General features: G+C 69.2%; 21 protein-coding genes. 13 read left to right on the plus strand and 8 right to left on the minus strand.

Features of this window, described 5'->3' with window-relative positions:
* The first annotated feature begins 36 nt into the window (after positions 1-36).
* The 11 genes from E3U25_RS18525 (at position 37) to E3U25_RS18575 (ending at position 12,233) form a co-directional block, all read left to right on the plus strand.
* Positions 37-1,683, plus strand: coding sequence for an electron transfer flavoprotein-ubiquinone oxidoreductase (locus E3U25_RS18525; RefSeq protein ID WP_116221930.1), 1,647 nt, complete (start codon positions 37-39; stop codon positions 1,681-1,683).
* Between the two features lie 96 nt (positions 1,684-1,779).
* Positions 1,780-3,618, plus strand: coding sequence for a tetratricopeptide repeat protein (locus E3U25_RS18530; protein ID WP_244295155.1), 1,839 nt, complete (start codon positions 1,780-1,782; stop codon positions 3,616-3,618).
* A gap of 3 nt (positions 3,619-3,621) precedes the next feature.
* A complete protein-coding gene (locus E3U25_RS18535; RefSeq protein ID WP_072463729.1) occupies positions 3,622-4,443 on the plus strand; it encodes a 4-(cytidine 5'-diphospho)-2-C-methyl-D-erythritol kinase in 822 nt (273 codons plus the stop codon).
* Between the two features lie 30 nt (positions 4,444-4,473).
* Positions 4,474-5,208 carry a pyridoxine 5'-phosphate synthase gene (locus E3U25_RS18540; protein ID WP_072463728.1) on the plus strand — a complete coding sequence of 245 codons (735 nt, stop codon included), beginning with the start codon at positions 4,474-4,476 and terminating at the stop codon, positions 5,206-5,208.
* Positions 5,209-5,256: 48 nt separating this feature from the next.
* Positions 5,257-5,676 (plus strand): holo-ACP synthase, encoded by a 420-nt coding sequence (gene acpS, locus E3U25_RS18545; RefSeq protein ID WP_072463727.1) that lies wholly within the window; start codon positions 5,257-5,259, stop codon positions 5,674-5,676.
* Between the two features lie 49 nt (positions 5,677-5,725).
* Positions 5,726-6,526, plus strand: a complete 801-nt coding sequence (lepB, locus tag E3U25_RS18550) for a signal peptidase I (protein WP_116222421.1) — start codon at positions 5,726-5,728, stop codon at positions 6,524-6,526.
* 44 nt (positions 6,527-6,570) lie between these two features.
* Positions 6,571-7,260, plus strand: a complete 690-nt coding sequence (rnc, locus tag E3U25_RS18555) for a ribonuclease III (protein WP_116221928.1) — start codon at positions 6,571-6,573, stop codon at positions 7,258-7,260.
* Positions 7,257-8,168 carry a GTPase Era gene (gene era, locus E3U25_RS18560; RefSeq protein WP_072463724.1) on the plus strand — a complete coding sequence of 304 codons (912 nt, stop codon included), beginning with the start codon at positions 7,257-7,259 and terminating at the stop codon, positions 8,166-8,168. The genes rnc and era overlap by 4 nt, the downstream gene beginning before the upstream one ends.
* Positions 8,169-8,176: 8 nt before the next feature.
* Entirely contained in the window at positions 8,177-8,512 is a 336-nt protein-coding gene (locus E3U25_RS18565) for a DUF1491 family protein (protein ID WP_116221927.1), read from the plus strand.
* A gap of 310 nt (positions 8,513-8,822) precedes the next feature.
* Entirely contained in the window at positions 8,823-11,261 is a 2,439-nt protein-coding gene (gene gyrB / locus E3U25_RS18570; RefSeq protein WP_114535244.1) for a DNA topoisomerase (ATP-hydrolyzing) subunit B, read from the plus strand.
* Positions 11,262-11,468: 207 nt separating this feature from the next.
* Positions 11,469-12,233 carry an outer membrane protein gene (locus tag E3U25_RS18575; protein WP_116221926.1) on the plus strand — a complete coding sequence of 255 codons (765 nt, stop codon included), beginning with the start codon at positions 11,469-11,471 and terminating at the stop codon, positions 12,231-12,233.
* Between the two features lie 65 nt (positions 12,234-12,298).
* Here E3U25_RS18575 and pdeM read toward each other — a convergent pair whose 3' ends face one another.
* The 5 genes from pdeM to E3U25_RS18600 are packed head-to-tail and all read right to left on the minus strand — an operon-like array spanning position 12,299 to position 18,412.
* Positions 12,299-12,952 carry a ligase-associated DNA damage response endonuclease PdeM gene (pdeM, locus tag E3U25_RS18580; RefSeq protein WP_116221925.1) on the minus strand — a complete coding sequence of 218 codons (654 nt, stop codon included), beginning with the start codon at positions 12,950-12,952 and terminating at the stop codon, positions 12,299-12,301.
* Positions 12,949-15,381, minus strand: a complete 2,433-nt coding sequence (locus E3U25_RS18585) for a ligase-associated DNA damage response DEXH box helicase (RefSeq protein WP_116221924.1) — start codon at positions 15,379-15,381, stop codon at positions 12,949-12,951. The genes pdeM and E3U25_RS18585 overlap by 4 nt, the downstream gene beginning before the upstream one ends.
* Positions 15,378-16,922, minus strand: a complete 1,545-nt coding sequence (locus tag E3U25_RS18590; RefSeq protein WP_116221923.1) for a cisplatin damage response ATP-dependent DNA ligase — start codon at positions 16,920-16,922, stop codon at positions 15,378-15,380. Before E3U25_RS18590 ends, E3U25_RS18585 begins: the two co-directional genes overlap by 4 nt.
* The gene (locus tag E3U25_RS18595; RefSeq protein ID WP_116221922.1) at positions 16,919-17,908 is read right to left on the minus strand and encodes a ligase-associated DNA damage response exonuclease; all 990 of its coding nucleotides are present in this window, start codon (positions 17,906-17,908) and stop codon (positions 16,919-16,921) included. Before E3U25_RS18595 ends, E3U25_RS18590 begins: the two co-directional genes overlap by 4 nt.
* Before the next feature lie 30 nt (positions 17,909-17,938).
* Positions 17,939-18,412, minus strand: coding sequence for an Lrp/AsnC family transcriptional regulator (locus E3U25_RS18600; RefSeq protein WP_116221921.1), 474 nt, complete (start codon positions 18,410-18,412; stop codon positions 17,939-17,941).
* A gap of 73 nt (positions 18,413-18,485) precedes the next feature.
* Here E3U25_RS18600 and E3U25_RS18605 point away from each other — a divergent pair, with 73 nt between their 5' ends.
* Complete coding sequence (locus E3U25_RS18605) at positions 18,486-19,907, plus strand: aminotransferase class V-fold PLP-dependent enzyme (RefSeq protein ID WP_116221920.1); 1,422 nt, start codon at positions 18,486-18,488, stop codon at positions 19,905-19,907.
* Here E3U25_RS18605 and E3U25_RS18610 read toward each other — a convergent pair.
* Positions 19,885-20,586, minus strand: a complete 702-nt coding sequence (locus tag E3U25_RS18610) for a helix-turn-helix transcriptional regulator (protein WP_036750003.1) — start codon at positions 20,584-20,586, stop codon at positions 19,885-19,887. The genes E3U25_RS18605 and E3U25_RS18610 overlap by 23 nt on opposite strands.
* 60 nt (positions 20,587-20,646) lie before the next feature.
* Between E3U25_RS18610 and E3U25_RS18615 the strand changes: the two genes are divergently transcribed.
* The gene (locus E3U25_RS18615; protein ID WP_116221919.1) at positions 20,647-21,240 is read left to right on the plus strand and encodes a glutathione S-transferase family protein; all 594 of its coding nucleotides are present in this window, start codon (positions 20,647-20,649) and stop codon (positions 21,238-21,240) included.
* On the opposite strand, the gene E3U25_RS18620 is transcribed toward E3U25_RS18615, so the two are convergent.
* Together E3U25_RS18620 and E3U25_RS18625 are read right to left on the minus strand one after the other, a co-directional pair.
* The gene (locus E3U25_RS18620; RefSeq protein WP_116221918.1) at positions 21,195-22,124 is read right to left on the minus strand and encodes a DMT family transporter; all 930 of its coding nucleotides are present in this window, start codon (positions 22,122-22,124) and stop codon (positions 21,195-21,197) included. The two genes, E3U25_RS18615 and E3U25_RS18620, sit on opposite strands and share 46 nt — an antisense overlap.
* Before the next feature lie 115 nt (positions 22,125-22,239).
* Positions 22,240-22,539, minus strand: a complete 300-nt coding sequence (locus E3U25_RS18625; RefSeq protein ID WP_024845371.1) for an HU family DNA-binding protein — start codon at positions 22,537-22,539, stop codon at positions 22,240-22,242.
* Positions 22,540-22,675: the final 136 nt, after the last annotated feature.

Genomic DNA, 22,675 nt, shown 5'->3' on the forward strand with positions numbered 1-22,675 from the left:
CCAGATTGTCGAGCTAGGGAAGTTGGGGGCCGAGCCATGTCCGAAATTGAACGCGAGTCGATGGAATACGACGTTGTGATCGTCGGCGGCGGCCCGGCGGGGCTGTCGGCGGCGATCCGGCTCAAGCAGGTGAACCCGGAGCTTTCGGTGGTGCTGCTGGAGAAGGGCTCGGAGATCGGCGCGCATATCCTCTCGGGCGCCGTGCTCGACACCGCCGGCCTCGACAAGCTGATCCCGGACTGGAAGGACAAGGGCGCGCCCGTCAGCACCGAAGTCACCCAGGACAATTTCTACATCCTCGGCCCGCAGGGCCAGGTCCGCGTGCCGAACTGGCCGATGCCGCCCTTGATGTCGAACCACGGCAAATACATCGTCTCGATGGGCAATGTCTGCCGCTGGCTCGCCGAGCAGGCCGAGGCGCTGGAGGTGGAGATCTTCCCCGGCATGGCCTGCTCGCAGCTGGTCTACGAGGGCAGCCGCGTCGCCGGCGTCGTCGCCGGCGAGATGGGGCTGAATGCCGACGGCACCCCCGGCCCGAGCTACGAGCCCGGCATGGAGCTGCGCGGCAAATACGTGCTGATCGCCGAGGGCGTGAGGGGCAGCCTCGCCAAGGAACTGATCGCCAGATACGACCTCTCCGCCGGCCATGAGCCGCAGAAATTCGGCCTCGGCATGAAGGAGATCTGGGAGATCGAGCCCTCCAAGGCCCGCCCCGGCACCGTCACCCACACCATGGGCTGGCCCTTGGGCAAGAACGCCGGCGGCGGCAGCTTCATCTATCACCTCGAGGGCAACCAGGTGCTGGTCGGCTTCGTCGTCCACCTGAACTACGCCAACCCCTACCTGTATCCCTACATGGAGTTCCAGCGCTTCAAGCACCACCCGATGGTCGCGGAGTTCCTGGAGGGCGGCAAGCGCGTCGCTTACGGCGCCCGCGCCATCTCCGAGGGCGGCTGGCAGTCGATCCCGAAGCTGGCGGTGCCCGGCGCGGCGCTGCTCGGCTGCTCGGCCGGGCTGGTGAACGTGCCGCGGATCAAGGGCAACCACAACGCCATGCTCTCGGGCATCGCCGCAGCCGAGGCGGCGGCTTCAGCCATCGCCGCGGGGCGCGCGGGCGACGAGTTGACCGATTACGAGGCCGACCTGCGCTCCGGCCCCATCGCCCGCGACCTCAAGCCGGTCCGCAACGTCAAGCCGCTGTGGTCGAAGCTGGGGCTGTGGCCGTCGCTGGCGCTGGGGGGCTTCGACATGTGGGTGGCGAACCTGACCGGCTGGAACCCCTTGGGCACCTGGAAGCACGGCAAGACGGATGCCGAGGCCACCGGCAAGGCCGCCGATTTCCAGCCCATCGACTATCCCAGGCCGGACGGCAAGCTGTCGTTCGACCGCCTCACCAACGTGGCGTTTTCCTTCACCAACCACGAGGAAAGCCAGCCCTGCCACCTGAAGCTGAAGGACCCCGCGATCCCGATCGCGGTGAACCTGCCGCTTTATGCGGAACCCGCGCAGCGCTACTGCCCGGCCGGGGTCTACGAGGTGCTGGAGGGCGAGGGCGGCCCGCGCTTCCAGATCAACTTCCAGAACTGCGTCCATTGCAAGACCTGCGACATCAAGGACCCCGCCCAGAACATCAACTGGACAACACCCCAAGGTGGAGACGGGCCGAACTACCCGAATATGTGATCGCCAGGACGCCCGCCGCCGCCGCCCCGCCGTTGCCCATCGGCCCGGCGGCGGCTAGGGTCGCCTGCGCAAATCGCCGAGACATGGGCCCAAGCCGTGACCACAAGACTGATCCCCATGGCGCTGATCGCGCTGATCGCCGCGCCGATGCCGCAGGGCACCGCCATGGCCGCACCCTCGCTTGCCCAGGCCGAAAAGCCCGAGCCCCAGAACAGCGAGCGCCCGGCGCATCGCCCGGCGGATACGGCGCCCGAGGTTCGCGGCCTCTCGGGGCCCTACCTGGCCGCGCGCATGGCCGCGATCCAGAACGACTATCCCGAAGCCGCCCGCTATTACCTCCAGGCGCTGGCCCATGACGACAGCGATCCCTTCCTGCAGGACAGCGCGCTGGTCGCGCTGATCTCGGCCGGCGAGATGGAGCGCGCCACCGCGCTTGCCGGCACCATGTCCGGCCAGGGCCGCGCCACGGAACTGGCGCGGCTGGTGCAGCGCGCCGAGATGGCACGCGCCGGGCGCTGGGACGCGCTGATCGAGGCCATCGACGCCGCCCCCTCGCCCGAAGGCGACGCCGGCACGCCCGGCGGCGGCATGCTGATCGACGGCATGATGCGGGCCTGGGCGCTGCTGGGCGCCGGAAAGGCCGGCGAGTCGCTGACCGCCTTCAAGAAAATGGCCGAATTGCGCGGCGCCGCGCCGATGGTGAACTACCACCTGGCGCTCGCCAAGGCGCGGGTCGGCGATTTCGAGGGCGCCGAGCTGCTGCTGGCCGATCCCGTCACCGGGGCGCATATCCTGGGCGTCATCGCCCGCGCCCAGGTGCTGTCGCAGCTGGAACGCAACCGCGACGCCATCGCCATGATCGAGGCGACGCCCGGCTTTGCCGAGGAGCCCTACCTGGTCGCCCTGCGCGACCGCATGGCACGGGGCGAGACGCTGCCCTTCGATTCCGCCCGCGGTCCGGCGGACGGCATGGCGCAGCTGTTCCTGACCTTCGGCTCGGTCCTGGCCACCACCGACGAGCCCGATCCGCTGGCGCTGATCCATGCCCGGCTGGCCGAATACCTGGCCCCCGACCTGGGCGAGGCGCGGCTTCTGGCGGCGCAGCTCTTGCAGGGCTTCGGCCAGTTCGACCTGGCCGAGCGCGAGTTCGAGGCCCTGCGCGAGCTGGGCGACATGCGCCCGGTCGCGGAATTGTCGCGCATCGACGCCCTGGCCCGCGCCGAGCGGCTGGGGGATGCCGAAAAGGCCGCGCTGGCGCTGACCGCCGCCCATCCCGAACTGGCCCAGGGCTGGATCGCGCTTGGCGACATGCTGCGCCAGCAGGACAAGTTCGCCCAGGCGGTCCCGGCCTATGACAAGGCGCTGGACCTGATCGGCGACGCCAGCCCCGAGGCGCGCTGGTTCCCGCTTTACGCCCGCGGCATCGCGCTGGAACGCTCGGGGCAGTTTCCCAGGGCCGAGGCGGATTTCCGCGCCGCGCTGAAGATCCGCCCCGATTCGCCGCAGGTGCTGAACTATCTGGGCTACAGCCTGGTGGACCGCAACGAAAAGCTGGACGAGGCGCTGGCGCTGATCCAGCGCGCGGTCGAGCTGCGCCCGGACGACGGTTATATCCTCGATTCGCTGGCCTGGGCCTATTTCCGCCTCGGCCGCTACCAGGAGGCGGTGGCGCCGATGGAGCGCGCGGTGGCCGCCATGGCCAGCGATTCGCTGGTCAACGACCACATGGGCGACATCTACTGGATGGTCGGCCGCAAGCGCGAGGCCGAGATCCAGTGGCACCGCGCCCTGTCGCTGAAGCCGGAAACCGAAGCCGACGCCCAACGCATCCGCATCAAGCTCGAGCGCGGCCTCGATGCGGTGCTGGAAGAGGAAACGGCCGCCGGCCGCCGGCGCCCCGAGGTCCGCGCCCCGGAACCGGCCAAGGCCGACTGACCCATGCCCCTGCCCCGGCGCGAGGCCGCGCCCGCCAAGCTGAACCTGTCCCTGCATGTGACCGGCCGCCGCGCGGACGGCTATCACCTGCTTGATTCGCTGGTGGTGTTCCTGGAGCTGGGCGACGTGGTGACGGTGGCGCCGGGGCCCTTGTCGCTCAGCCTGACCGGCCCCTTCGCCCAGGGCCTGGCGGCCGAGCCCGACAACCTGTGCCTGCGCGCCGCGCGGCTGGCCGGGCGCGAGGCGCGGATCACCCTGGAAAAGAACCTGCCGGTGGCCTCGGGCATCGGCGGCGGCTCGGCCGATGCGGCGGCGGTGCTGCGCGCGCTGGATGCCCGCCCCGAGCGGCCGGAAATGCTGGGCGCCGACCTGCCCGCCTGCCTGGCCGGCCGTCCGCTGCGGATGCGGGGCCTGGGCGAGATCCTGGTGCCGCTGCCGCCGCTGCCCCAGCTGGATGTGCTGCTGGTCAATCCCGGCCGCGGCCTGCCCACGCCCGCGGTGTTCAAGGCCCTGGCGCAGCGCGACAATCCGCCCATGCCCGAGCCCTTGCCCGATTTCCCCGACGCGCCGGCTCTGATCGCCTTCCTGCAGGAATGCCGCAACGACCTCGAGGCGCCGGCCATCGCCCTGATGCCCGAGATCGCCGATTGCCTGGCCGCGATCCGCGCGACCGGGGCGGCGCTTGCACGCATGTCCGGCTCGGGCGCGACCTGCTTCGGGCTTTTCGCAACCGCGGCCCAGGCCCAGGCCGCCCGCGCCCGCATCGCCGGGGCAAATCCCGGCTGGTGGGTGGCGGCATCTGGACTTGCGCCGGCAAAGCACTAACCTGCCGCTGAAATCCACAAGGGGAAAACCATGCTGCGCCTTGGCGTCAACATCGACCACGTCGCCACCATCCGCAACGCCCGCGGCACGCCCTGGCCCGACCCGCTGCGCGCGGCGACGCTGGCCCAGGAGGCGGGCGCCGACGGCATCACCGCCCATCTGCGCGAGGATCGCCGCCATATCTCGGACGCGGACATCGACCGGCTGATGGCCGCGCTGAACCTGCCGCTGAACCTGGAAATGGCCGCGACGGCCGAGATGCAGGCCATCGCGCTGCGCCACCGCCCGCATGCCGTCTGCATCGTCCCCGAAAAGCGCGAGGAGCGCACGACCGAAGGCGGGCTCGACGTCGCCGGCAACGAGGCCTTCCTGGCCGATTTCATCGCGCCGCTGCGCGAGGCGGGCTGCCGGGTCTCGCTCTTCATCGGCCACGAGCCGCGCCAGGTCGAGGCCGCCGCCCGCATCGGTGCCGCGGTGGTGGAACTGCATACCGGCGCCTATTGCGACCTCGACACCGAAGGGCGGCCGGCCGAACGCGACCTGGAGCTCGAGGCGCTGCGCAAGGCCGCGGCCCAGGCGCATCTGCTGGGACTCGAGGTCCATGCCGGCCACGGCCTGACCTTCGACACGGTCGGCCCCATCGCCGCCATCCCCGAATTGCGCGAATTGAACATCGGCCATTTCCTGATCGCCGAATCGGTCTTCCTCGGCCTCGGCCCGGCCATCCGCGAAATGCGCCGGCGCATGGACGCCACCCGCGCCTGATTTCTCCGTTGCCCAAATACCCATGTCACCACAGGACCAACCAGGCGCATGATTCTCGGCATAGGCTCGGACCTCTGCAACATAGACCGCATCGCCGGGGTGCTCGCGCGCCACGGCGACCGCTTCCGCCGGCGGGTCTTTACCGAACGCGAACTGGCGCTGGCCGCGCGGCGCCGGCAAGAGGCCGCGACGCTCGCCAAGCGTTGGGCGGCCAAGGAGGCCTGCTCCAAGGCGCTGGGAACCGGGCTGGCCATGGGGATCGCCTGGCGCGACATGGCGGTCAGGAACCTTGCGACCGGCCAGCCGACCATGGAGCTGACCGGCTGGGCGGCCGAGCGGCTGGCGGCGATGACGCCCCCCGGCCACCGCGCGCATGTGCATGTGACGCTGACCGACGACCATCCCTGGGCGCAGGCCCTGGTGGTGATCGAGGCGCTTCCGGATGACGGCGGGGCAGGCACGGCTTGACTTTGCCGCCCCCCGCGCCCCATGAACGCGCGACTTGCCGATGAAGGGAATGGCATCCATGGCCAAAAGCGAAGCCCGCAAGGATGGCGGCATCTGGGAAACCGTCAAGACCATCTTCTGGGCGCTGGTGATCGCGGGCGTGTTCCGCACCCTGTTCTTCCAGCCGTTCTGGATTCCCTCGGGCAGCATGAAGGACACGCTGCTGATCGGCGACTTCCTGTTCGTGAACAAGATGGCCTATGGCTATTCGCGGGTGTCCTGCCCCTTCGCGATCTGCCCGATCTCGGGCCGCATCCTGGGCTCCGAGCCCGAGCGCGGCGATGTCGTGGTCTTTCGCCACCCGACGCGGGGCGACGATTTCATCAAGCGGGTGATCGGCCTGCCCGGCGACCGCATCCAGATGAGGGACGGCGTGCTGTGGATCAACGGGCAGGAGGTGCCGCAGCAGCCCGCCGGCACCTTCACCGAACCCTATGCCCCGCAGGGCCCGCAGCAAAGCCTGCCGAAATGCCGCAACGAGCCGGTCCCCGAGGGCGCCGCCTGCGAAAAGGACCGCCACACCGAGACGCTGCCCAACGGGCGCACGCATGACGTGCTGAACATCTTCGACAACGGACCGGGCGACAATACCGCCGAGTTCACCGTGCCCGAGGGGAACTACTTCTTCCTGGGCGACAACCGCGACAATTCCGGCGACTCGCGCTGGCCGGCGGCGGTGGGCGGCGTCGGCATGGTGCCGGCGGAATACCTGATCGGGCGCGCCGACCGGATCATGTTCTCCTCGGCCGGCAAGTCGCTGCTGTATTTCTGGACCTGGCGGGCAGACCGCTTCCTGAAGGCCGTGGACTAAGGGAAGAATTGCCGCGGCGCCCCGCGCCGTGGCAGGATCGCGACATGAAGATTTCCGCAGACCTGCGCGCATTCTCGGAACGGCTGGGGCACGAATTCTCGCGCCCCGACCTGCTGCGCCGCGCCCTGACCCATGGCTCGATCGCCAGCGCCACCCGGCCCGACAACCAGCGGCTGGAATTCCTGGGCGACCGCGTGCTGGGCCTGACCATCGCCGAGGCGCTGTTCTCGGCCGACCACGCCGCGACCGAAGGCCAGCTTGCGCCGCGCTACAACACGCTGGTCAAGGGCGAGACCTGCGCCGCCGTCGCCCGCGAGATCGGTCTGGGCGAGGTGCTGAAGCTCGGCCGCTCCGAGATGCTGTCGGGCGGCCGGCGCAAGGAGGCGCTGCTGGCCGATGCGATGGAGGCGGTGATCGCCGCCGTCTATCTGGATGCCGGCTTCGAGGCGGCGCGCCAACTGGTGCTGCGCCTATGGGCAAGCCGGCTCGCCAATGTCGAAAGCGATGCGCGCGACGCCAAGACCGCGCTTCAGGAATGGGCGCAGGCGCAGGGCATGAGCCCGCCGCGCTATATCCAGACCGCGCGCAGCGGCCCCGACCATGCGCCGGAATTCCAGATCACCGTCCGGCTGGACGACGGCCGCGAGGCCGCCGCCAGCGGCAGGGGCACCAAACGCAGCATCGAGCAGGCCGCCGCCAGCGCCATGCTGGAACAGATCGAAAGAACGCCATGACCCAGACACGCGCGGGCTTCGTCGCCCTGATCGGCGAGCCGAATGCCGGGAAATCCACCCTGCTGAACCGGATGGTCGGGGCCAAGGTCTCGATCGTGACGCATAAGGTGCAGACCACCCGCGCCCGCATCCGCGGCATCGCCATGCGAGGGGACAGCCAGATCGTCTTCGTCGACACGCCCGGCATCTTTCGCCCGCGCCGCAGGCTCGACCGCTCGATGGTCAAGGCGGCCTGGGGGGGCGCGGCCGATGCCGATGTGATCCTGCTCTTGATCGAGGCGCATCGCGGCTTGACCGACGGCGCGCAGGCGATCATCGACAACCTGCGCCAGCATGCCGGCCAGACCCCGGTGGCGCTGGTCATCAACAAGATCGACCGGGTGAAGTCCGAGGCGCTGCTGGCGCTGTCGCAACAGCTGAATGCCGCCTTCGACTTTACCCGCACCTTCATGATCTCGGCCGAAAAGGGCTATGGCTGCGACGACCTGCTGGACTGGCTGGCGCAGGAAGTGCCCGAGGGGCCGTGGCTTTACCCCGAGGACCAGGTGGCCGACCTGCCGATGCGCATGATCGCCGCCGAGATCACCCGCGAAAAGCTGACCCTGCGCCTGCACGAGGAAATCCCCTATCAGCTGACGGTGGAAACCGAGAAATGGGAAGAGCGCAAGGACGGCTCGGCCCGCGTGGACCAGATCGTCTATGTCGCCCGCCCCGGCCACAAGGGCATCGTCCTGGGCAAGGGCGGCGAGACGATCAAGGCCATCGGCCAGGCGGCGCGGGCCGAACTGGCCGAGTTCATGGGCCGCCCGGTCCACCTGTTCCTGCAGGTGAAGGTGCGCGAGAACTGGCTGGACGAGGCCGAGCGCTATAACGAGATGGGCCTCGATTTCCGCGACGGCGATGCCTGAGGCGCCCGATGCCTGAGCCGCGCCTGGCCGCCGGCGTCTGGGTCGCGGCCTATCTGCGCCGGCTGGGGCTTGTCGGCATCCCGGCCTATGTCACCCGGCATGGCGACGACACCGCCGGCAGCGTGATGGTGAAATGCGCCACGCTGGACGGCCGGGCGAGCCTGTGGATCCGGGAATGGGATTTCGAGACCGACCGGCGGGCCTGGCTGCAGCTGAACGAGGCCGAGGAGCGCGAGATCGACGCCGGGATCGCCCGCAACATCGCCCGCGACCCCGACCTGTGGGTGATCGAGATCGAGAGCCGCGACGGCCGGACCCTGCTGGAGGAGGACGGGCTGGCTTGAACCGGCCTGGGTATCGCCCGAGAGGGTGGAAGGCCGGACGGGGCGGGGCACATTGCGCGCCGGGCGGGAGTATTTGGGAAACGGTGAAAGCCCAAGGACAAGGCGGCGGGCGGAGCGCCTGGCGGGGCGGGCGGCATGGGTATTTGGGGAACGAAGAAGCCGGAGGTTTCGCGCCGGATGGCCGGGCGCGCGGCGCGGCGGGCATGGCGGGGCGCCGGCCGGTGGGAAGCCGCTAAATCTTGTGGCTTTCCCGTGACATTCCGTGCGGCGCACACTATAAGATGCGAGTCCAAGGCAGGATAAGAAGACAATGACCGAACCCGCCCCCCAGACCTCCGACTACGGCGCCGATTCCATCAAGGTTCTCAAGGGCCTGGAAGCCGTGCGCAAGCGTCCCGGCATGTATATCGGCGATACCGACGACGGCTCGGGCCTGCATCACATGGTCTATGAGGTCGTGGACAACGGCATCGACGAGGCGCTGGCCGGACATGCCGATTTCGTGCGGGTGAGGATTCACGCCGACAGCAGCGTCTCGGTGCGCGACAACGGCCGCGGCATCCCGGTGGACATGCACCCGACCGAAGGGGTCAGCGCGGCCGAGGTCATCATGACCCAGCTGCATGCCGGCGGCAAGTTCGACCAGAACAGCTACAAGGTCTCGGGCGGGTTGCACGGCGTCGGCGTCTCGGTCGTCAACGCGCTGTCGGACTGGCTGGAGCTGCGCATCTGGCGTAACGGCAAGGAACATTACGCCCGCTTCGAGAACGGCGACACCGTCGAGCACCTGCGCGTGGTCGGCGATGCCGAGCCGGGCGAGAAGGGCACCGAGGTGCGTTTCCTGGCCTCGTCCAAGGAGGACCGGGCGGACGGCACCTTCTCGAACCGCGACTTCAGCTATAAGGTGCTGGAGAACCGGCTGCGGGAGCTGGCCTTCCTGAACTCGGGCGTGCGCATCATCCTGGAGGACGAGCGCCATGCCGAACCGCTGCGGACCGAGCTTTTCTATGAAGGCGGCGTGCGGGAATTCGTGAAATTCATCGACCGCTCGAAAACCCCGGTCATGCCCGAGCCGATCTTCATCACCGGCGAGCGCGGCGGCATCGGCATCGAGGTGGCGATGTGGTGGAACGACAGCTACCACGAGACGGTGCTGCCCTTTACCAACAATATCCCGCAGCGCGACGGCGGCACGCATCTGGCCGGCTTCCGCGGCGCGCTGACCCGCGTCATCAACAATTACGCGCAGACCAATGCCCAGGCGCGCAAGGAAAAGGTCGATTTCACCGGCGACGACGCGCGCGAGGGGCTGACCTGCGTGCTGTCGGTCAAGGTGCCGGACCCGAAATTCTCGAGCCAGACCAAGGACAAGCTGGTTTCCTCGGAGGTGCGTCCCGCGGTCGAGGGGCTGGTGGGCGAGAAGCTGGCCGAATGGTTCGAGGAAAACCCGGCCGAGGCGAAATCCATCCTGGGCAAGATCGTCGAGGCGGCGCTGGCGCGCGAGGCGGCGCGCAAGGCGCGCGAGTTGACGCGCCGCAAGACCGCGATGGACGTGGCCAGCCTGCCCGGAAAGCTGGCCGATTGCCAGGAAAAGGATCCGGCGTTGTCGGAACTGTTCATCGTCGAGGGCGACTCGGCCGGCGGGTCCGCCAAGCAGGGCCGCTCGCGCCAGAACCAGGCGGTGCTGCCCTTGCGCGGCAAGATCCTGAACGTGGAGCGGGCGCGCTTCGACCGGATGCTGTCGAGCGACCAGATCGGCACGCTGATCACCGCGCTGGGGACCGGCATCGGCCGGGACGAGTTCAACCTGGGCAAGCTGCGCTACCACAAGATCGTCATCATGACCGATGCCGACGTGGACGGCGCGCATATCCGCACGCTTCTGCTGACCTTCTTCTTCCGGCAGATGCCCGAGTTGATCGAGGCGGGGCATCTCTATATCGCGCAGCCGCCGCTCTACAAGGTCAGCCGCGGCCGGTCCGAGGTCTATCTCAAGGACGAGGCGGCGCTTGAGGACTACCTGATCGAGCAGGGCATCGACGGCGCCAGCCTGCGGCTGGGCAATGGCGAGACCCTGACCGGCGCCGACCTGGCCCGCGTGGTCGAGGAGGCGCGCACCGTGCGCCGCATCCTGCGCGCCTATCCGACGCATTACCCGCCCCATATCACCGAACAGGCCGCCATCGCCGGCGCGCTGGTCCAGGGCCGGGTCGATGCCGATGCGCAGGGCGTGGCCAATGCCGTGGCCCAGCGGCTGGACCTGATCGCCGAGGAATACGAGCGCGGCTGGACCGGCCGCCCGACCCAGGATGCCGGCATCCGCCTGACCCGGCTGCTGCGGGGCGTCGAGGAAAGCCGCACCCTGGACGGCCCGATGCTGCGCAGCGCCGAAAGCCGGCGGCTGGGCGCCATGACCGATGCGCTGCACGAGGTCTATGGCCAGCCGGCGCAGCTGATCCGCAAGGATCGCGGCATCCCGATCCACGGCCCGATGAGCCTGCTGCAAGCCATCTTCCTGGAGGGCGAAAAGGGCCTGTCGCTGCAACGCTACAAGGGCCTGGGCGAGATGAACCCCGAGCAGCTTTGGGAAACCACGCTGGACCCGGCGGCGCGCACCATGCTGCAGGTGCGGGTCGAGGATCTGGGCGAGGCCGACGACATCTTCACCAAGCTGATGGGCGATGTGGTCGAACCGCGCCGCGATTTCATCCAGCAGAACGCCCTGAGCGTGGAGAATCTGGACATATAAGGCTTAACGGTGCCAATGGCGCCACAAACCCCTTAAATTTTACACGATCTTTAGTTTTATGTTGCTATCATGTCGCGATCTGCGCCACAAAACGGCGGCGCCTTCAGGCGCCGCTTGCGGCCTTCCGACCGCAGGCCGAGTTGTTAATTGATTTTGATGCCGGGGATTTTGGACCTTCTATAGGCATCACGCATAGGAGATGTGGACATGTGCGCTGTTCGGATGAACGCCCTTCACGCCACTGCGGCCGCCGCCTCGCTGACGCTGGCCGCCGCTTTGGCCGCGAATGCGGGAGGTTTTACACTGCCGATCGTTGACAGCGGCGTCACCGCCCCGATCGTCGAAGTCCCCGCCGGCGAATGGGCCGGCGGCTATGCCGGTGTGACGCTGGGCTATGCCTTCGGCGAGGGCGAATACGTGGGCTTCACCGAGATCCCAGGCGGCTATCTGGGCACCGCCGGCAAGCTTGAGCTTAGCGGCGCCAATGCCGGGCTGCGCATCGGCTATCGCTGGCAGCGCAACCGCTGGGTGTTCGGCCCGGAACTGGGCTTTGAAGGCGGCAATATCGACGACGTGCTGACCTATGACAACGCATACGACGGCTCGACCGATGTGTCCTCCAAGGTCAAGAGCGTCCTGGCCCTGCGCGTCAAGACCGGCTATGTGGTTCAGCCCGACCTGCTGGTCTATGGCGTGGCAGGCCTTGCCAGGGCCGACATCGAGTATCGGGTCGCTGCCACGGATGACGCAGGCGGTTCCTTCAGCGACGAAGCGAATTACAAGCAGAGCGGCTATATCCTGGGCCTTGGCGTCGAAAAGAAGCTGAACGATCGCATGTCGGTAACGGGCGAATATGAATATGCCAACTTCGGCAAGTCCACGCGCACCTTCACTCTCAATAGTGAAACGGCATCGACTCAGGCCACCCCCGACTATCACAACCTGAAACTGGGCCTGAACTTCAAGTTCTGACCCCGAACGCTTGATCCGGCTCCACGGACGGGAAAGGGTCGCCCTGGGCGGCTCTTTTTCGTTTCTCACGACCGTCGGCGGCCCAGCGGCAGCGGAATGGCGCGGGCGCCGCAAGCGATGGCCAGCCCCTGCGGCACCAGCGCCGCCAGCGCCGGATCGTCCTGCAAAAGCCCGCCGGTATAGGCGCCGAAGGCCGGCAGCAGCAGGTGATCGCCGCCCAGCAGGAAGGCGCGCCGCCGCTCTCCTGCCAGCCGCACGGCGGGGTGGAAATGGCCCGATATGTCCGGCCCCTGCCCCGCCTGGTGCCGCAGCGTGACCCGGCCCAGCCGCAGGCTGTCCGCCGCCCGGCCCGGCAGGCCCGCCGGCGCGCTGGGATCGTGGTTGCCGCCGATCCAGACCCAGTCCCGCCCCTGCGCCAGCCGGGCCAGGGCGCCGGCGACCAGCGGGTCCAGCGCCTCGGCCGCCGCCAGGTCGTCGAAACCGTCGCCCAGGCTGACCACCACCTGCGGGTCCAGCGCCGCGATTTCGGCCGCCAGCCGCTCCAGCGTCGCCAGCCCCTCGTAAGGCGGCAGCAGCGGGCCGCCGCGCCGGGCCATGCGCTCGGACTTGCCCAGGTGCAGGTCGGCCACGACCAGCCAGCCGCCCATCCCCCACCACAGCACGCCCGAGCCCCGCGCCTCCAGCCACAAGCCGTGGAAGTCAAAGACATATCCGCTCATGCAATCCCTTCCAGCCCGGCGTCGCGCATCAGTGCCTCGGCCTCGATCTGCGCCAGCCGCTCGCGGCCCTCGCCGCGGATCGGCACCCGGCCGACCTCCAGCAGCAAGGGCGCGGCCATGGGCGAAACGCGGTCCAGCATCCGATGCTCGCGCCGGGGCGAGCGGTCCAGCATCTCCTCGATCCGGCCGAAATCGACAAGGCCCCGCCCCGCCTCCTCGGCGGTGATGCGCAGCATCAGGTGGCCGGGGTCGTATTTGCGCAGGGTGTCGTAAAGGATGTCGCTGGAGAATGTCGCCTGCCGCCCGCTCTTGCGTTGGCCGGGCATGTTGCGCTGGATCAGCCCGGCGACGGTGGCCACGTTGCGGAAGGTGCGCTTCATCACCGCATTCCCGCCCAGCCAGTCGCCCAGGCCCGCCCGCAGCCGCGCCCGGTCCAGCAGCGGCGCGGGATCGCACAGCGGGTCCAGCGACCAGACCAGCAGCGCGTAATCGGTCGACAGGAAACCCAGCGGGCCCAGCCCCTCCTCCTCCATCTCGCGGGTCAGCAGCAGGCCCAGCGTCTGCAAGGCATTGCGACCGGCGAAACCGTAAAGCGCGAAATGCCACAGCCCGGCATGGGGAAAGCTTTCGGACAGCAGCAGCCCCGGTTCCGGCAGGGCCGAGACCTCGGCCTGCAAGCCCAGCCAGTCCCGCGTCTGCGCGGGCAAGGCATCGTGCCGCGACGGATCGCCGATCAGCGCCAGCACCCGATGCGAAAGCTGCGTGGACATGGCCAGCTTGACGCCGGAATAGACCGCGATCTTGGGCTGCCGCGTCGGGTCGGGCGTGACCTCGATCACCATCTCGCGCATCGCATCCATGCGCACCACCCGCCCGCCGATCAGGAAGCTGTCGCCCGGCGTCAGGCTGGCGGCAAAGGCTTCCTCGACCTCGCCCAGGGGCGCGCCGCCGCGGCCGCGCAGGCGGACCTTCATCATCTCGGCCTCGACGATGGTGCCGACATTCATCCGCAGCAGTTTCGCCGCTCTCGCGTCGCGCAGATGCCACAGGCCCCCGCGCAGCATCAGCCGCTGCCAGCGGTCATAGGCGCGCAGGGCATAGCCGCCGGTCGCGGCGAAATCCAGGCAGGCGTCGAAATCGGCGCGGGAAAGCCCGCGATAGGGGCCGGCGGTGGCGACCTCGGCATAAAGCGCATCGGCGTCGAAGGGTGCGGCGCAGGCAGTCAACAGGATATGCTGGCACAGCACATCGAGCGGCCCCGGCCCGCGCGGATCGCCATCCAGGTCGCGCGCCCGCACCGCCTCCAGCGCGGCGACGCATTCGATCTGCTCGAAACGGTTCGCCGGCACGATCCGCGCCTTCGAGGGCGCATTATAGCGATGGTTCGCCCGACCGATGCGCTGCACCAGCCGCTTGACGTTCTTGGGCGCACCGACCTGGATCACCAGGTCCACCGCGCCCCAGTCGATGCCCAGGTCCAGGCTGCCGGTCGCCACCACGGCACGCAATTCGCCCGCCGCCATCGCCGCCTCGACCCGCGCGCGCTGCTCGCGCGCCAGGCTGCCGTGGTGCAACCCGATGGGCAGGTTCTCGTCATTCGCAGCCCAAAGCGCCTGGAAGAACAGCTCGGCCTGGGCGCGGGTATTGATGAAGATGATGGTGGTGCGCGCAGCCTTCACCGCCGCCAGCACCTCGGGGATGGCATGATGCCCGCCGCCGCCGGACCAGGGCGCAGGCCGCGCAGTGGCCAGCATGGCGATGTCGGGATCGGGGCCGGGATCGGCCTCGACCACCGTGACCGGCGCAGCGCCTGCCATGAACCCGGCCAGCGCCTGCGGATCCTCGACCGTCGCCGACAGGCCCGTCACCCGCAGCCCCGGCGACAAGGCCCGCAGCCGCGCCAGGCCCAGCATCAGCTGGTCGCCGCGCTTGCTTTCCGCCAGGGCGTGCAATTCGTCCAGCACCACCCGGCGCAATCCGCCAAAGATCGCCGGCGCCTCGGGATAGCTCAGCATCAGGGCCAGGCTCTCGGGCGTGGTCAGCAGGATCTCGGGCGGATCGACGCGCTGGCGCCGGCGCTGGCTCTGCCCGGTGTCGCCGGTCCGGTCCTCGACCCGCACCCCCAGCCCCAGTTCGGCCACCGGCCGCGCCAGGTTGCGGCCGATGTCGGCAGTCAATGCCTTCAGCGGCGAGACGTAAAGCGTATGCAGCCCGCCCCGTGCCGCTTCTCTGTTGCCCCAATACCCATCCGGCCGCGCCGCCTGCGCCAGCTCCACCAGCGAGGGCAGGAACCCCGCCAGCGTCTTGCCGCCGCCGGTCGGCGCGATCAGCAGGCTGTCGCCCGTCGCCGCCAGCAGCGCCAGCTGATGCGGATGCGGCTGCCAGCCCTGGCGCGCGAACCAGTCCTGGAACGCGGGCGGCAGGATCACAGCATCGCCTCGAGCGTTTCCAGCCGGTCCGCCTCGGCCGCCGGCTTGTCCCAGCGGATGCGGCTGATGCGGGGAAAGCGCATGGCCACGCCCGAACGGTGCCGGGCCGAGCGGTTCAGCCCCTCGAAGGCCACCTCGACCACCAGCTTCGGCGCCAGCGCCCGCACCGGCCCGTAACGCTCGACGGTGTTCTGGCGCACGAAGCGATCCAGCTCGCGCAGCTCGGCATCGGTAAAGCCGAAATAGGCCTTTCCGACCGGCACCAGTTCACCGCCGTCCCACAGGCCAAAGGTGAAGTCGGAGTGAAAGCCCGAACGCTTGCCATGGCCGCGCTGCGCATAGATCAGCACCGCGTCGACCACCATCGGGTCGCGCTTCCACTTGAACCAGGGCCCGCGCGGCCGGCCGGCGACATAGGTCGAATCGCGGCGCTTGACCATCACCCCCTCGATCACCGCCGCGGGCGGCTCGGCACGCAGCGCGGCCAGGTCTTCCCAGGTGGCGAAGTCCAACAGCGGCGAGATGTCGATGCGGGCACCGAAATCCACCGCCTCCAGCACCCTGCGGCGCGCCTCCAGCGGCTCGGCACGCAGATCGCGGCCATCCCACAGCAGCAGGTCGTAAAGCCGCAAGCCCGCCGGGTGGCTGGCCAGCAGGCCCTTGCCGACGGTCTTGCGGTTCAGCCGCTTTTGCAACTCGCCGAAGGGCGCGACCTCGCCCTCGCGGCGCACGATCAGCTCGCCATCGGCGCTGCCGTGGAAATCCATCGCCTCGATCACGTCGGGAAAGGCGTGCGAGATGTCCTCGCCGGTGCGGGAATACAGCCGCCGCATGCCGCCTTCGGCCACCGCCTGCACGCGGATGCCGTCCCATTTCCATTCCGCGAAATAATCGCCGGGCTCCAGCGCCCGCAATTCGTCCAGGTCGGTCGGCGTCGACAGCATCACCGGGCGAAACGGCGCCAGCGCCGCGCTTTCCGGCCGCGCCCCACCGCCCAGCCAGCCGAACAGCGGCGCATAGGGCGGCGTAAGCCCGTGCCAGATCTCCTCGATCTCGGGGACCGAGGGCACGCCCATCGCCGCCAGCGCCATCCGCGCCATGCGGGCCGAGACGCCCACGCGCAGGTTGCCGGTGGCGAGCTTCAGGAAGGCCAGCCGCTCGGACGGGCCCAGCCGGTCCAGCAACGCAGCGATGGCGCCGGGCAGCGCCGCCTTGCCGGTGCCCTGCAACAAGGCCACCGCCTGGGACAGCGAGGGGTCGTCCTCGGCCCCCTCGGGCCAGACCAGCGCGATGGTCTCGGCCAGGTCGCCGACGAAATCATAGCTCAGCGCCAGAAGCTCGGCGTCCACCCGCTCGGCCGCCAGGGCCCGCAGAAGCGAGGGCGTGACCCGGCGCAACGCCAGATCGCCGGTCAGCGCCGCCAGGGCCCAGCCGCGATCCGGGTCCGGCGTGCGCTCCAGATAGTGCTGCAAAAGCTGCAGCTTGGCATTGCGCGCCGGCGTGAAGGCCAGCCGTTCCAGCAGGGCGGCAAAACCCTTCATTCCGCCTCGTCCTCGTAGCCGACCAGCCGCAGCGGCCGGGCGGGGATCTGCGCCAGTTCGCACCAGCGCATCACGCCCTCTTCGGCGCCATGCGTGACCCAGACCTCGGACGGCGCCAGTTCCGCCAACGTGCCGGTCAGCGCCGGCCAATCCACGTGGTCGCTGATGACCAGCGGCAGTTCGACCCCGCGCTGCCGCGCCCGCGCCCGCACCGCCATCCATCCCGAGGCGAAGCCGATCACCGGGTCGCGGAACCGCTGCACCCAGGGGCTGGCGAATGCCGAGGGCGGCGCGATCACCAGCTGCGCCGCCACATCCTCGGCCGTGGCGGGCACCAGCGCGCCCAGGTCGATGCCGCGGGAGGTGTAGAAATCGCACAGCGCCTTCAGCGCGCCATGGATAGCGATGGGCGCGTCATAGCCGGCCTCGCGCATCAGCGCGATGACATGCTGCGCCTTGCCCAGCGCATAGGCGCCGATCAGGTGCGGGCGGTCGGGAAACTCGGCCATGCTGGCCAGAAGCTTGGCCACCTGCGCCGAGGGCTCGGGAAAGCGGAATACCGGCAGGCCGAAGGTCGCCTCGGTCACGAAGACGTCGCAGGGCACCGGCTGGAAGGGCGCGCAGGTCGGGTTCGGCTGGCGCGCGTAATCGCCCGAGACGACGATGCGGCAACCGCCGGCCTCGACCGAGATCTGGCTCGATCCCAGCACATGACCGGCCGGGTGGAAGCTGACGGTGACGCCGCCGATGCGCGTCTCGGCCTCGGCCAGTTGGGTCGCGCCGGCAAAGCCGTCGCCCATGCGCAGCCGCATGATCTCCAGCGTCTCGGCCGTGGCCATGACCGCGCCATGGCCGAAACGGGCGTGGTCGGAATGGCCATGGGTGATCAGCGCGCGCTCGACCGGACGCAGCGGGTCGATGTGAAAGCCGCCCTCGGGGCAGAAAAGGCCGGCTTCGGTCGGGAACAGGATGGAATCGGCACGCATGACCCGAAGATGTAGAACATTTCGTGAAAATCAAGCCGGCGCCAGCGGCCGGCCCTCGAAGATCGTCTCCATCGAGAAAACGCCGGTGACGCGTTCCAGATCCATGTCGGCGATCAGTTGCTTGTAAAGCGCGTCATAACCCGCCATGCCGCCCACCACCGCCTTGGCCATATAGTCCCATTCGCCGCCGATGCGGTGGAACTCGGTGATCTGCGGCAGCGATTCGATGCGGGCGCGAAAGCGCCGCGCCCAGGCGTCGTCATGATGGCGGGTGCGGATCATGACAAAGACCGTCAGCCCCAGCCCCAGCGCCGCCGCGTCGATGACGGCGCGGCTGCCTTGCAGCACGCCGGCCTCGGTCAGCCGCTGCAGGCGCCGCCAGCAGGCGTTCTGCGACAGGCCCACCCGCTCGGCCAGTTCGCGCTGCGACAGGCCGGCATCGCGTTGCAGCAGCGCCAGAAGGCGGTTGTCGATTTCGTCTATGGAAGAGGTCTTGTCGTTCATTTGACAACCGATCAGTGGGATACTGGCAGATATTCAGAATGATTTCTCGCCAGCGGCGGGTCAAGATGCGCGCATGAAGACGAGGAATCCGATGCCGCCTTTCGACAGCTATCTCGCCCGGCTGGGCGACGACCCGATGCAGGTGATCCATGACGGCGTGATCGGCCGCGACGCGGTGATCGACGGCCCCTTCGGGCCGCGCCGGATGATCTATGCCGATTACATCGCCTCGGGCCGGGCACTGCGGCCCATCGAGGACTGGGTGATGGAGAACGTCCTGCCCTGGTATGCCAACAGCCATACCGAGGCCAGCCATTGCGGCGGCACCATGACCCGGATGCGCCGCGCGGCGCGCGAGGCGATCGGCTTTTGCACCCATGCCGGGGCGGAACATGCGGTGATCTTCACCGGCTCGGGCGCGACGCAGGGCATCAACCGGCTGGTGCATCTCATGGCCGCCGGGCCGGGAACGACGGTGCTGATCGGGCCTTACGAGCATCACTCGAACATCCTGCCCTGGCGCGAAAGCGGGGCCGAGGTGGTGACGATCCCCGAGGCCGCGACCGGCGGGCCGGACCTGGCGGCGCTACGGCAGGCGCTGGCGCGCGCGGGCGGCCCGGTGATCGGCAGCTTCTCGGCCGCCTCGAACGTCACCGGCACGCTGACCGACATGGCCGAGGTCACGCGCATCCTGAAGGCGGCAGGGGCCAGGGTGGTCTGGGACCAGGCCGGCGGCGCGCCCTATCTGCCCATCGACATGCGGCTGGGCATGGATGCGGTGGTGATCTCGCCGCACAAGTTCATCGGCGGGCCCGGCGCCTCGGGCGTCCTGATCCTGCGCCGCGACGCGGTGCTGGCCGGGCGCCCCACCCTGCCCGGCGGTGGCACGGTGCGCTTCGTCTCGCCCCAGGGCCACGATTATGCGCCGTCGCTGGAGGCGCGCGAGGAAGGCGGCACCCCGAACGTGATCGGCGACATCCGCGCCGCGCTGGTCTTTCTGACCAAGGCCGCCGTGGGGCAGGACGCCATCGACGCGCGCAATGCCGAATGGCTGGCGCTGGGGATGGCGCGGCTGCGGAGCCATCCGCGGATCGAGCTGCTGGGCAACCCGGACGCGCCGCGCCTGCCCTTCTTCAGCTTCCGCATCCGCGACGGGCGGGGCGGCTTTGTCCACCAGCAGCTGGCGACGCGGATGCTGTCGGACCTTTACGGCGTGCAGGCGCGCGGCGGCTGCGCCTGCGCCGGGCCCTATGTCCATCACCTGCTGGGGCTGGGCCCCGAGGATTCGGCCCGGCTGCGCGCCGCGATCCTGGCCGGGGACGAGATCGAGAAGCCCGGCTTCGTGCGGCTGAACCTGTGCTGGGCGGCCCCGCGCGCCGAGGTCGAGGCGATCCTGGATGCCGTCTGCGACCTGGCCGATCACGCGGCCGACCACCTGGCGCATTACCGCTGCGACCGCGCCACCGCGATCTTCACCCCGGTTGCGGCCGCCTAGCGCAGGGGCGCGAGATATAGTCCCGCACCAGGGCCACCCGGCGCGGGCGAAAGCTGGTGCCGCCGGGACGCATGGCCCGGATGCGCGGCACGTGAAAGGTGCGGAAATCCTGCCGCAGCGTGCAATGCGCCAGCAGCATCATGTGGTTGTCGCTGTAGCTGAGGCCCAAGGGCCAGATCTCGCGCGTCGTGGCGGCGTCCTGCAGGTCGAGATAGTCGATGACCAGGCTGCGCTCTTCCCACAGCGCCTCGCGCAGCAGCGCCATGTCCACCTGCGGGCTGGGACGCTGCGCCGGTTCGCGAAACAGGCGCATGGTGGTGTGCATGGCGTGCCGGCCCTGGCTTTCGGGCAGGGTGGCGATGATGCGGGCCAGCGCATCCTCGCCCGCGCGGGTCAGTTCGGGATCGCCCAGCGTGCGCAGGCCCGAGACGGCCAGCAGTAGTGCCTCGATCTCCAGCCGCGAAAAGCTTTGCGGCGGCAGGGCCGGGTCTTCGGTCAGCGCATAGCCCAGCCCCGCCTCGCCGTCGATCAGCGCGCCGCCGGCGCGCAGCGTGGCGATGTCGCGGTAAAGCTGGCGGCGCGAGACGCCGGTCTCCTCGGCCAGCCGCGCGGCCGTCACCGGCGCGGGCAGGCGGCGCAGCGCATCCATCAGGCGCATCAGCCGGTCGGTGCGGGACATGCTGTCACCTTCTGTCAGGGGCCCTGCGCCATTCTGCCCCCGTCAACACAGGAGGCCAAGATGCCGACCCTATACCACGCCCCGAAAAGCCGCTCGTCGAGCATCCTTGCCCTGCTGGACGAGTTGGGCATCCCCGACAAGGTCGAGATCCGCCATGTCACGATCCCGCGCCAGGACGGCTCGGGCGGGCGCGACCCGGCGAACCCGCATCCCGAGGGCAAGGTGCCCTATCTGGTCGATGGCGAGGATCACGTGCGCGAACGCGGCGCCATCATCCTGTATCTGACCGACATGTTCCCCGAGGCGGGGCTGGGCCCGCTGCCGGGCGATCCCAGGCGCGGCCAGTATCTGAGCTGGCTCAGTTGGTATCAGGGCGTGCTGGAGCCGGTGGCGATCCTGAACTTCTTCAAGATCCGGCATCCGGCGCTGGAGGCGACCTTCCGCGACTACGACACCGCGATCCGGCGGCTGGACGAGGTGCTGGGCAAGCAGCCCTGGCTGCTAGGCGACCGCTTCTCGGGCGCCGACCTGCTGATCGCCAGCCCCTTCCTGTTCTTTGGCGAGGGGATGCCGCGCACGCCCGCCATCGACGACTGGGCGCGGCGGGTTCAGTCGCGCCCCTCGATGGCGCGGGCGGCGGAACTGGGCGGCTGAGGCGCCGCCGCGGCGGCGGCGGGCAGCTTGGCCAGCTGCACCATCAGGATGCCCGCCGCCACGATCAGCGCGCCGATCACGTCCGAGGCACCGAACCGCTCGCCCAGCAAAGCGGCGGCGATGGCGACGCCGAAGATCGGCGACAGGAAATGAAAGGTCGCCGCCCGCACCGCGCCGATGCGGTTGACCAGCCGGAACCACAGCCAGGTCGCGCCGATGCCCGGCGCGATCACCGTATAGGCAAAGGCCCAAAGCAGGCCCGCGCTCCATTCCACCGGGCGGCCCCATTCCATCAGCATGGCCGGGACCAGCAGCAGGCCGGCGCCGACTGCCATCTGCAGCCCGACGATCATCATCATGTTGCGGCTGCCGCCGGCGCCGCGCGCCGCCAGCGTGGCAAAGGTCAGCGCCACCATGCCGATCAGGCACAGGATCACCCCCGGCACGTCCAGCCCGTGCCGGAGCCGCACCCCCATGATCAGCGTGACGCCGGCCACCCCCGCGACCAGCCCGGCCACGGCGATGGGGCGCAGCCGCTCGGCATAGAGCAGCCAGCCCAGGAAGGCCACGGCCAGCGGCATCATCGAGGCGATGATGGCCGAGACGGATGCCTCGACATATTGCATCGCGACCCAGCTGAAACCCAGGTAAAGCGCGTTCTGGCACAGGCCAAACAGGACCACCGTGCGCCATTCGGCCCGGCTGAGGCGCCAGTTCTGGCCCATGGCGCGGGCCAGCGGGATCGCGACCATGGCAGACAGGCCGAAGCGGATGACCAGCGCGGTCAGCGGCGGCGCGGCCGTGACGATCATGCGCGTCGAGGTAAAGGCCGAGGCCCAGACGACCGCAAAGCCGAAGCCCATCAGAATGGCCCTGAAATCCATGTCGCCCCCCTGCCCGCACCCCCATGGGCTAGCAGATGGGCCGGCGGGCGCAAGGGCCGGAAACGACAGAAGCCGCGCAGGTCATGCGCGGCCCCTTCTGCGGCGAAAGCCGGGATCAGGCGTTCACGCTGTCCTTCAGCGCCTTGGCGATGGTGACCTTGACCACCTTGTCGGCGGGCTTCGTCATCATCTCCTGGGTTTGCGGATTGCGGACCTGACGCTCGGGGCGGGTGCGGCAGGCAACCTTGCCGATGCCCGGCAGGGTGACGGCACCACCTTCGGCGACCGTGCGCGACACGACGGCCGAAAGCGCGTCCAGAGCCGCCGCGGCAGTCTTCTTGTCGCTGCCCATTTCATCGGCCAGCGTGGCGACGAGCTGGGTCTTGGTCATCGGTTTCGAAGCGGCCTGGGCCATATTCTGTCTCCTCGTTGTTCCCCGTTCGGGAAATTTTCGGACGCCACCTTGGCGGCACGCTTGCCGCTACACAAGCTTTTTAAGCGCAGATCAAGCTTTTTCGGCGTCTTTCCCCAGCAAACGCTGCGAAATTCGT

This window comes from Paracoccus versutus (assembly GCF_029909795.1).
Taxonomy (GTDB): Bacteria; Pseudomonadota; Alphaproteobacteria; order Rhodobacterales; family Rhodobacteraceae; genus Paracoccus; species Paracoccus versutus.

Coding starts and splice junctions, on each gene's coding strand:
- E3U25_RS18565 (WP_116221927.1), top strand. CDS start 8,177: ATGCCTGAGCCGCGCCTGGCCGCCGGCGTCTGGGTCGCGGCCTATCTG.
- pdeM (WP_116221925.1), bottom strand. CDS start 12,952: ATGAGCGGATATGTCTTTGACTTCCACGGCTTGTGGCTGGAGGCGCGG.
- rnc (WP_116221928.1), top strand. CDS start 6,571: ATGAAGATTTCCGCAGACCTGCGCGCATTCTCGGAACGGCTGGGGCAC.
- lepB (WP_116222421.1), top strand. CDS start 5,726: ATGGCATCCATGGCCAAAAGCGAAGCCCGCAAGGATGGCGGCATCTGG.
- E3U25_RS18590 (WP_116221923.1), bottom strand. CDS start 16,922: ATGAAGGGTTTTGCCGCCCTGCTGGAACGGCTGGCCTTCACGCCGGCG.
- E3U25_RS18535 (WP_072463729.1), top strand. CDS start 3,622: ATGCCCCTGCCCCGGCGCGAGGCCGCGCCCGCCAAGCTGAACCTGTCC.
- E3U25_RS18595 (WP_116221922.1), bottom strand. CDS start 17,908: ATGCGTGCCGATTCCATCCTGTTCCCGACCGAAGCCGGCCTTTTCTGC.
- E3U25_RS18625 (WP_024845371.1), bottom strand. CDS start 22,539: ATGGCCCAGGCCGCTTCGAAACCGATGACCAAGACCCAGCTCGTCGCC.
- gyrB (WP_114535244.1), top strand. CDS start 8,823: ATGACCGAACCCGCCCCCCAGACCTCCGACTACGGCGCCGATTCCATC.
- era (WP_072463724.1), top strand. CDS start 7,257: ATGACCCAGACACGCGCGGGCTTCGTCGCCCTGATCGGCGAGCCGAAT.
- E3U25_RS18610 (WP_036750003.1), bottom strand. CDS start 20,586: ATGTCCCGCACCGACCGGCTGATGCGCCTGATGGATGCGCTGCGCCGC.
- E3U25_RS18615 (WP_116221919.1), top strand. CDS start 20,647: ATGCCGACCCTATACCACGCCCCGAAAAGCCGCTCGTCGAGCATCCTT.
- E3U25_RS18525 (WP_116221930.1), top strand. CDS start 37: ATGTCCGAAATTGAACGCGAGTCGATGGAATACGACGTTGTGATCGTC.
- E3U25_RS18575 (WP_116221926.1), top strand. CDS start 11,469: ATGTGCGCTGTTCGGATGAACGCCCTTCACGCCACTGCGGCCGCCGCC.
- acpS (WP_072463727.1), top strand. CDS start 5,257: ATGATTCTCGGCATAGGCTCGGACCTCTGCAACATAGACCGCATCGCC.
- E3U25_RS18605 (WP_116221920.1), top strand. CDS start 18,486: ATGAAGACGAGGAATCCGATGCCGCCTTTCGACAGCTATCTCGCCCGG.
- E3U25_RS18600 (WP_116221921.1), bottom strand. CDS start 18,412: ATGAACGACAAGACCTCTTCCATAGACGAAATCGACAACCGCCTTCTG.
- E3U25_RS18540 (WP_072463728.1), top strand. CDS start 4,474: ATGCTGCGCCTTGGCGTCAACATCGACCACGTCGCCACCATCCGCAAC.
- E3U25_RS18620 (WP_116221918.1), bottom strand. CDS start 22,124: ATGGATTTCAGGGCCATTCTGATGGGCTTCGGCTTTGCGGTCGTCTGG.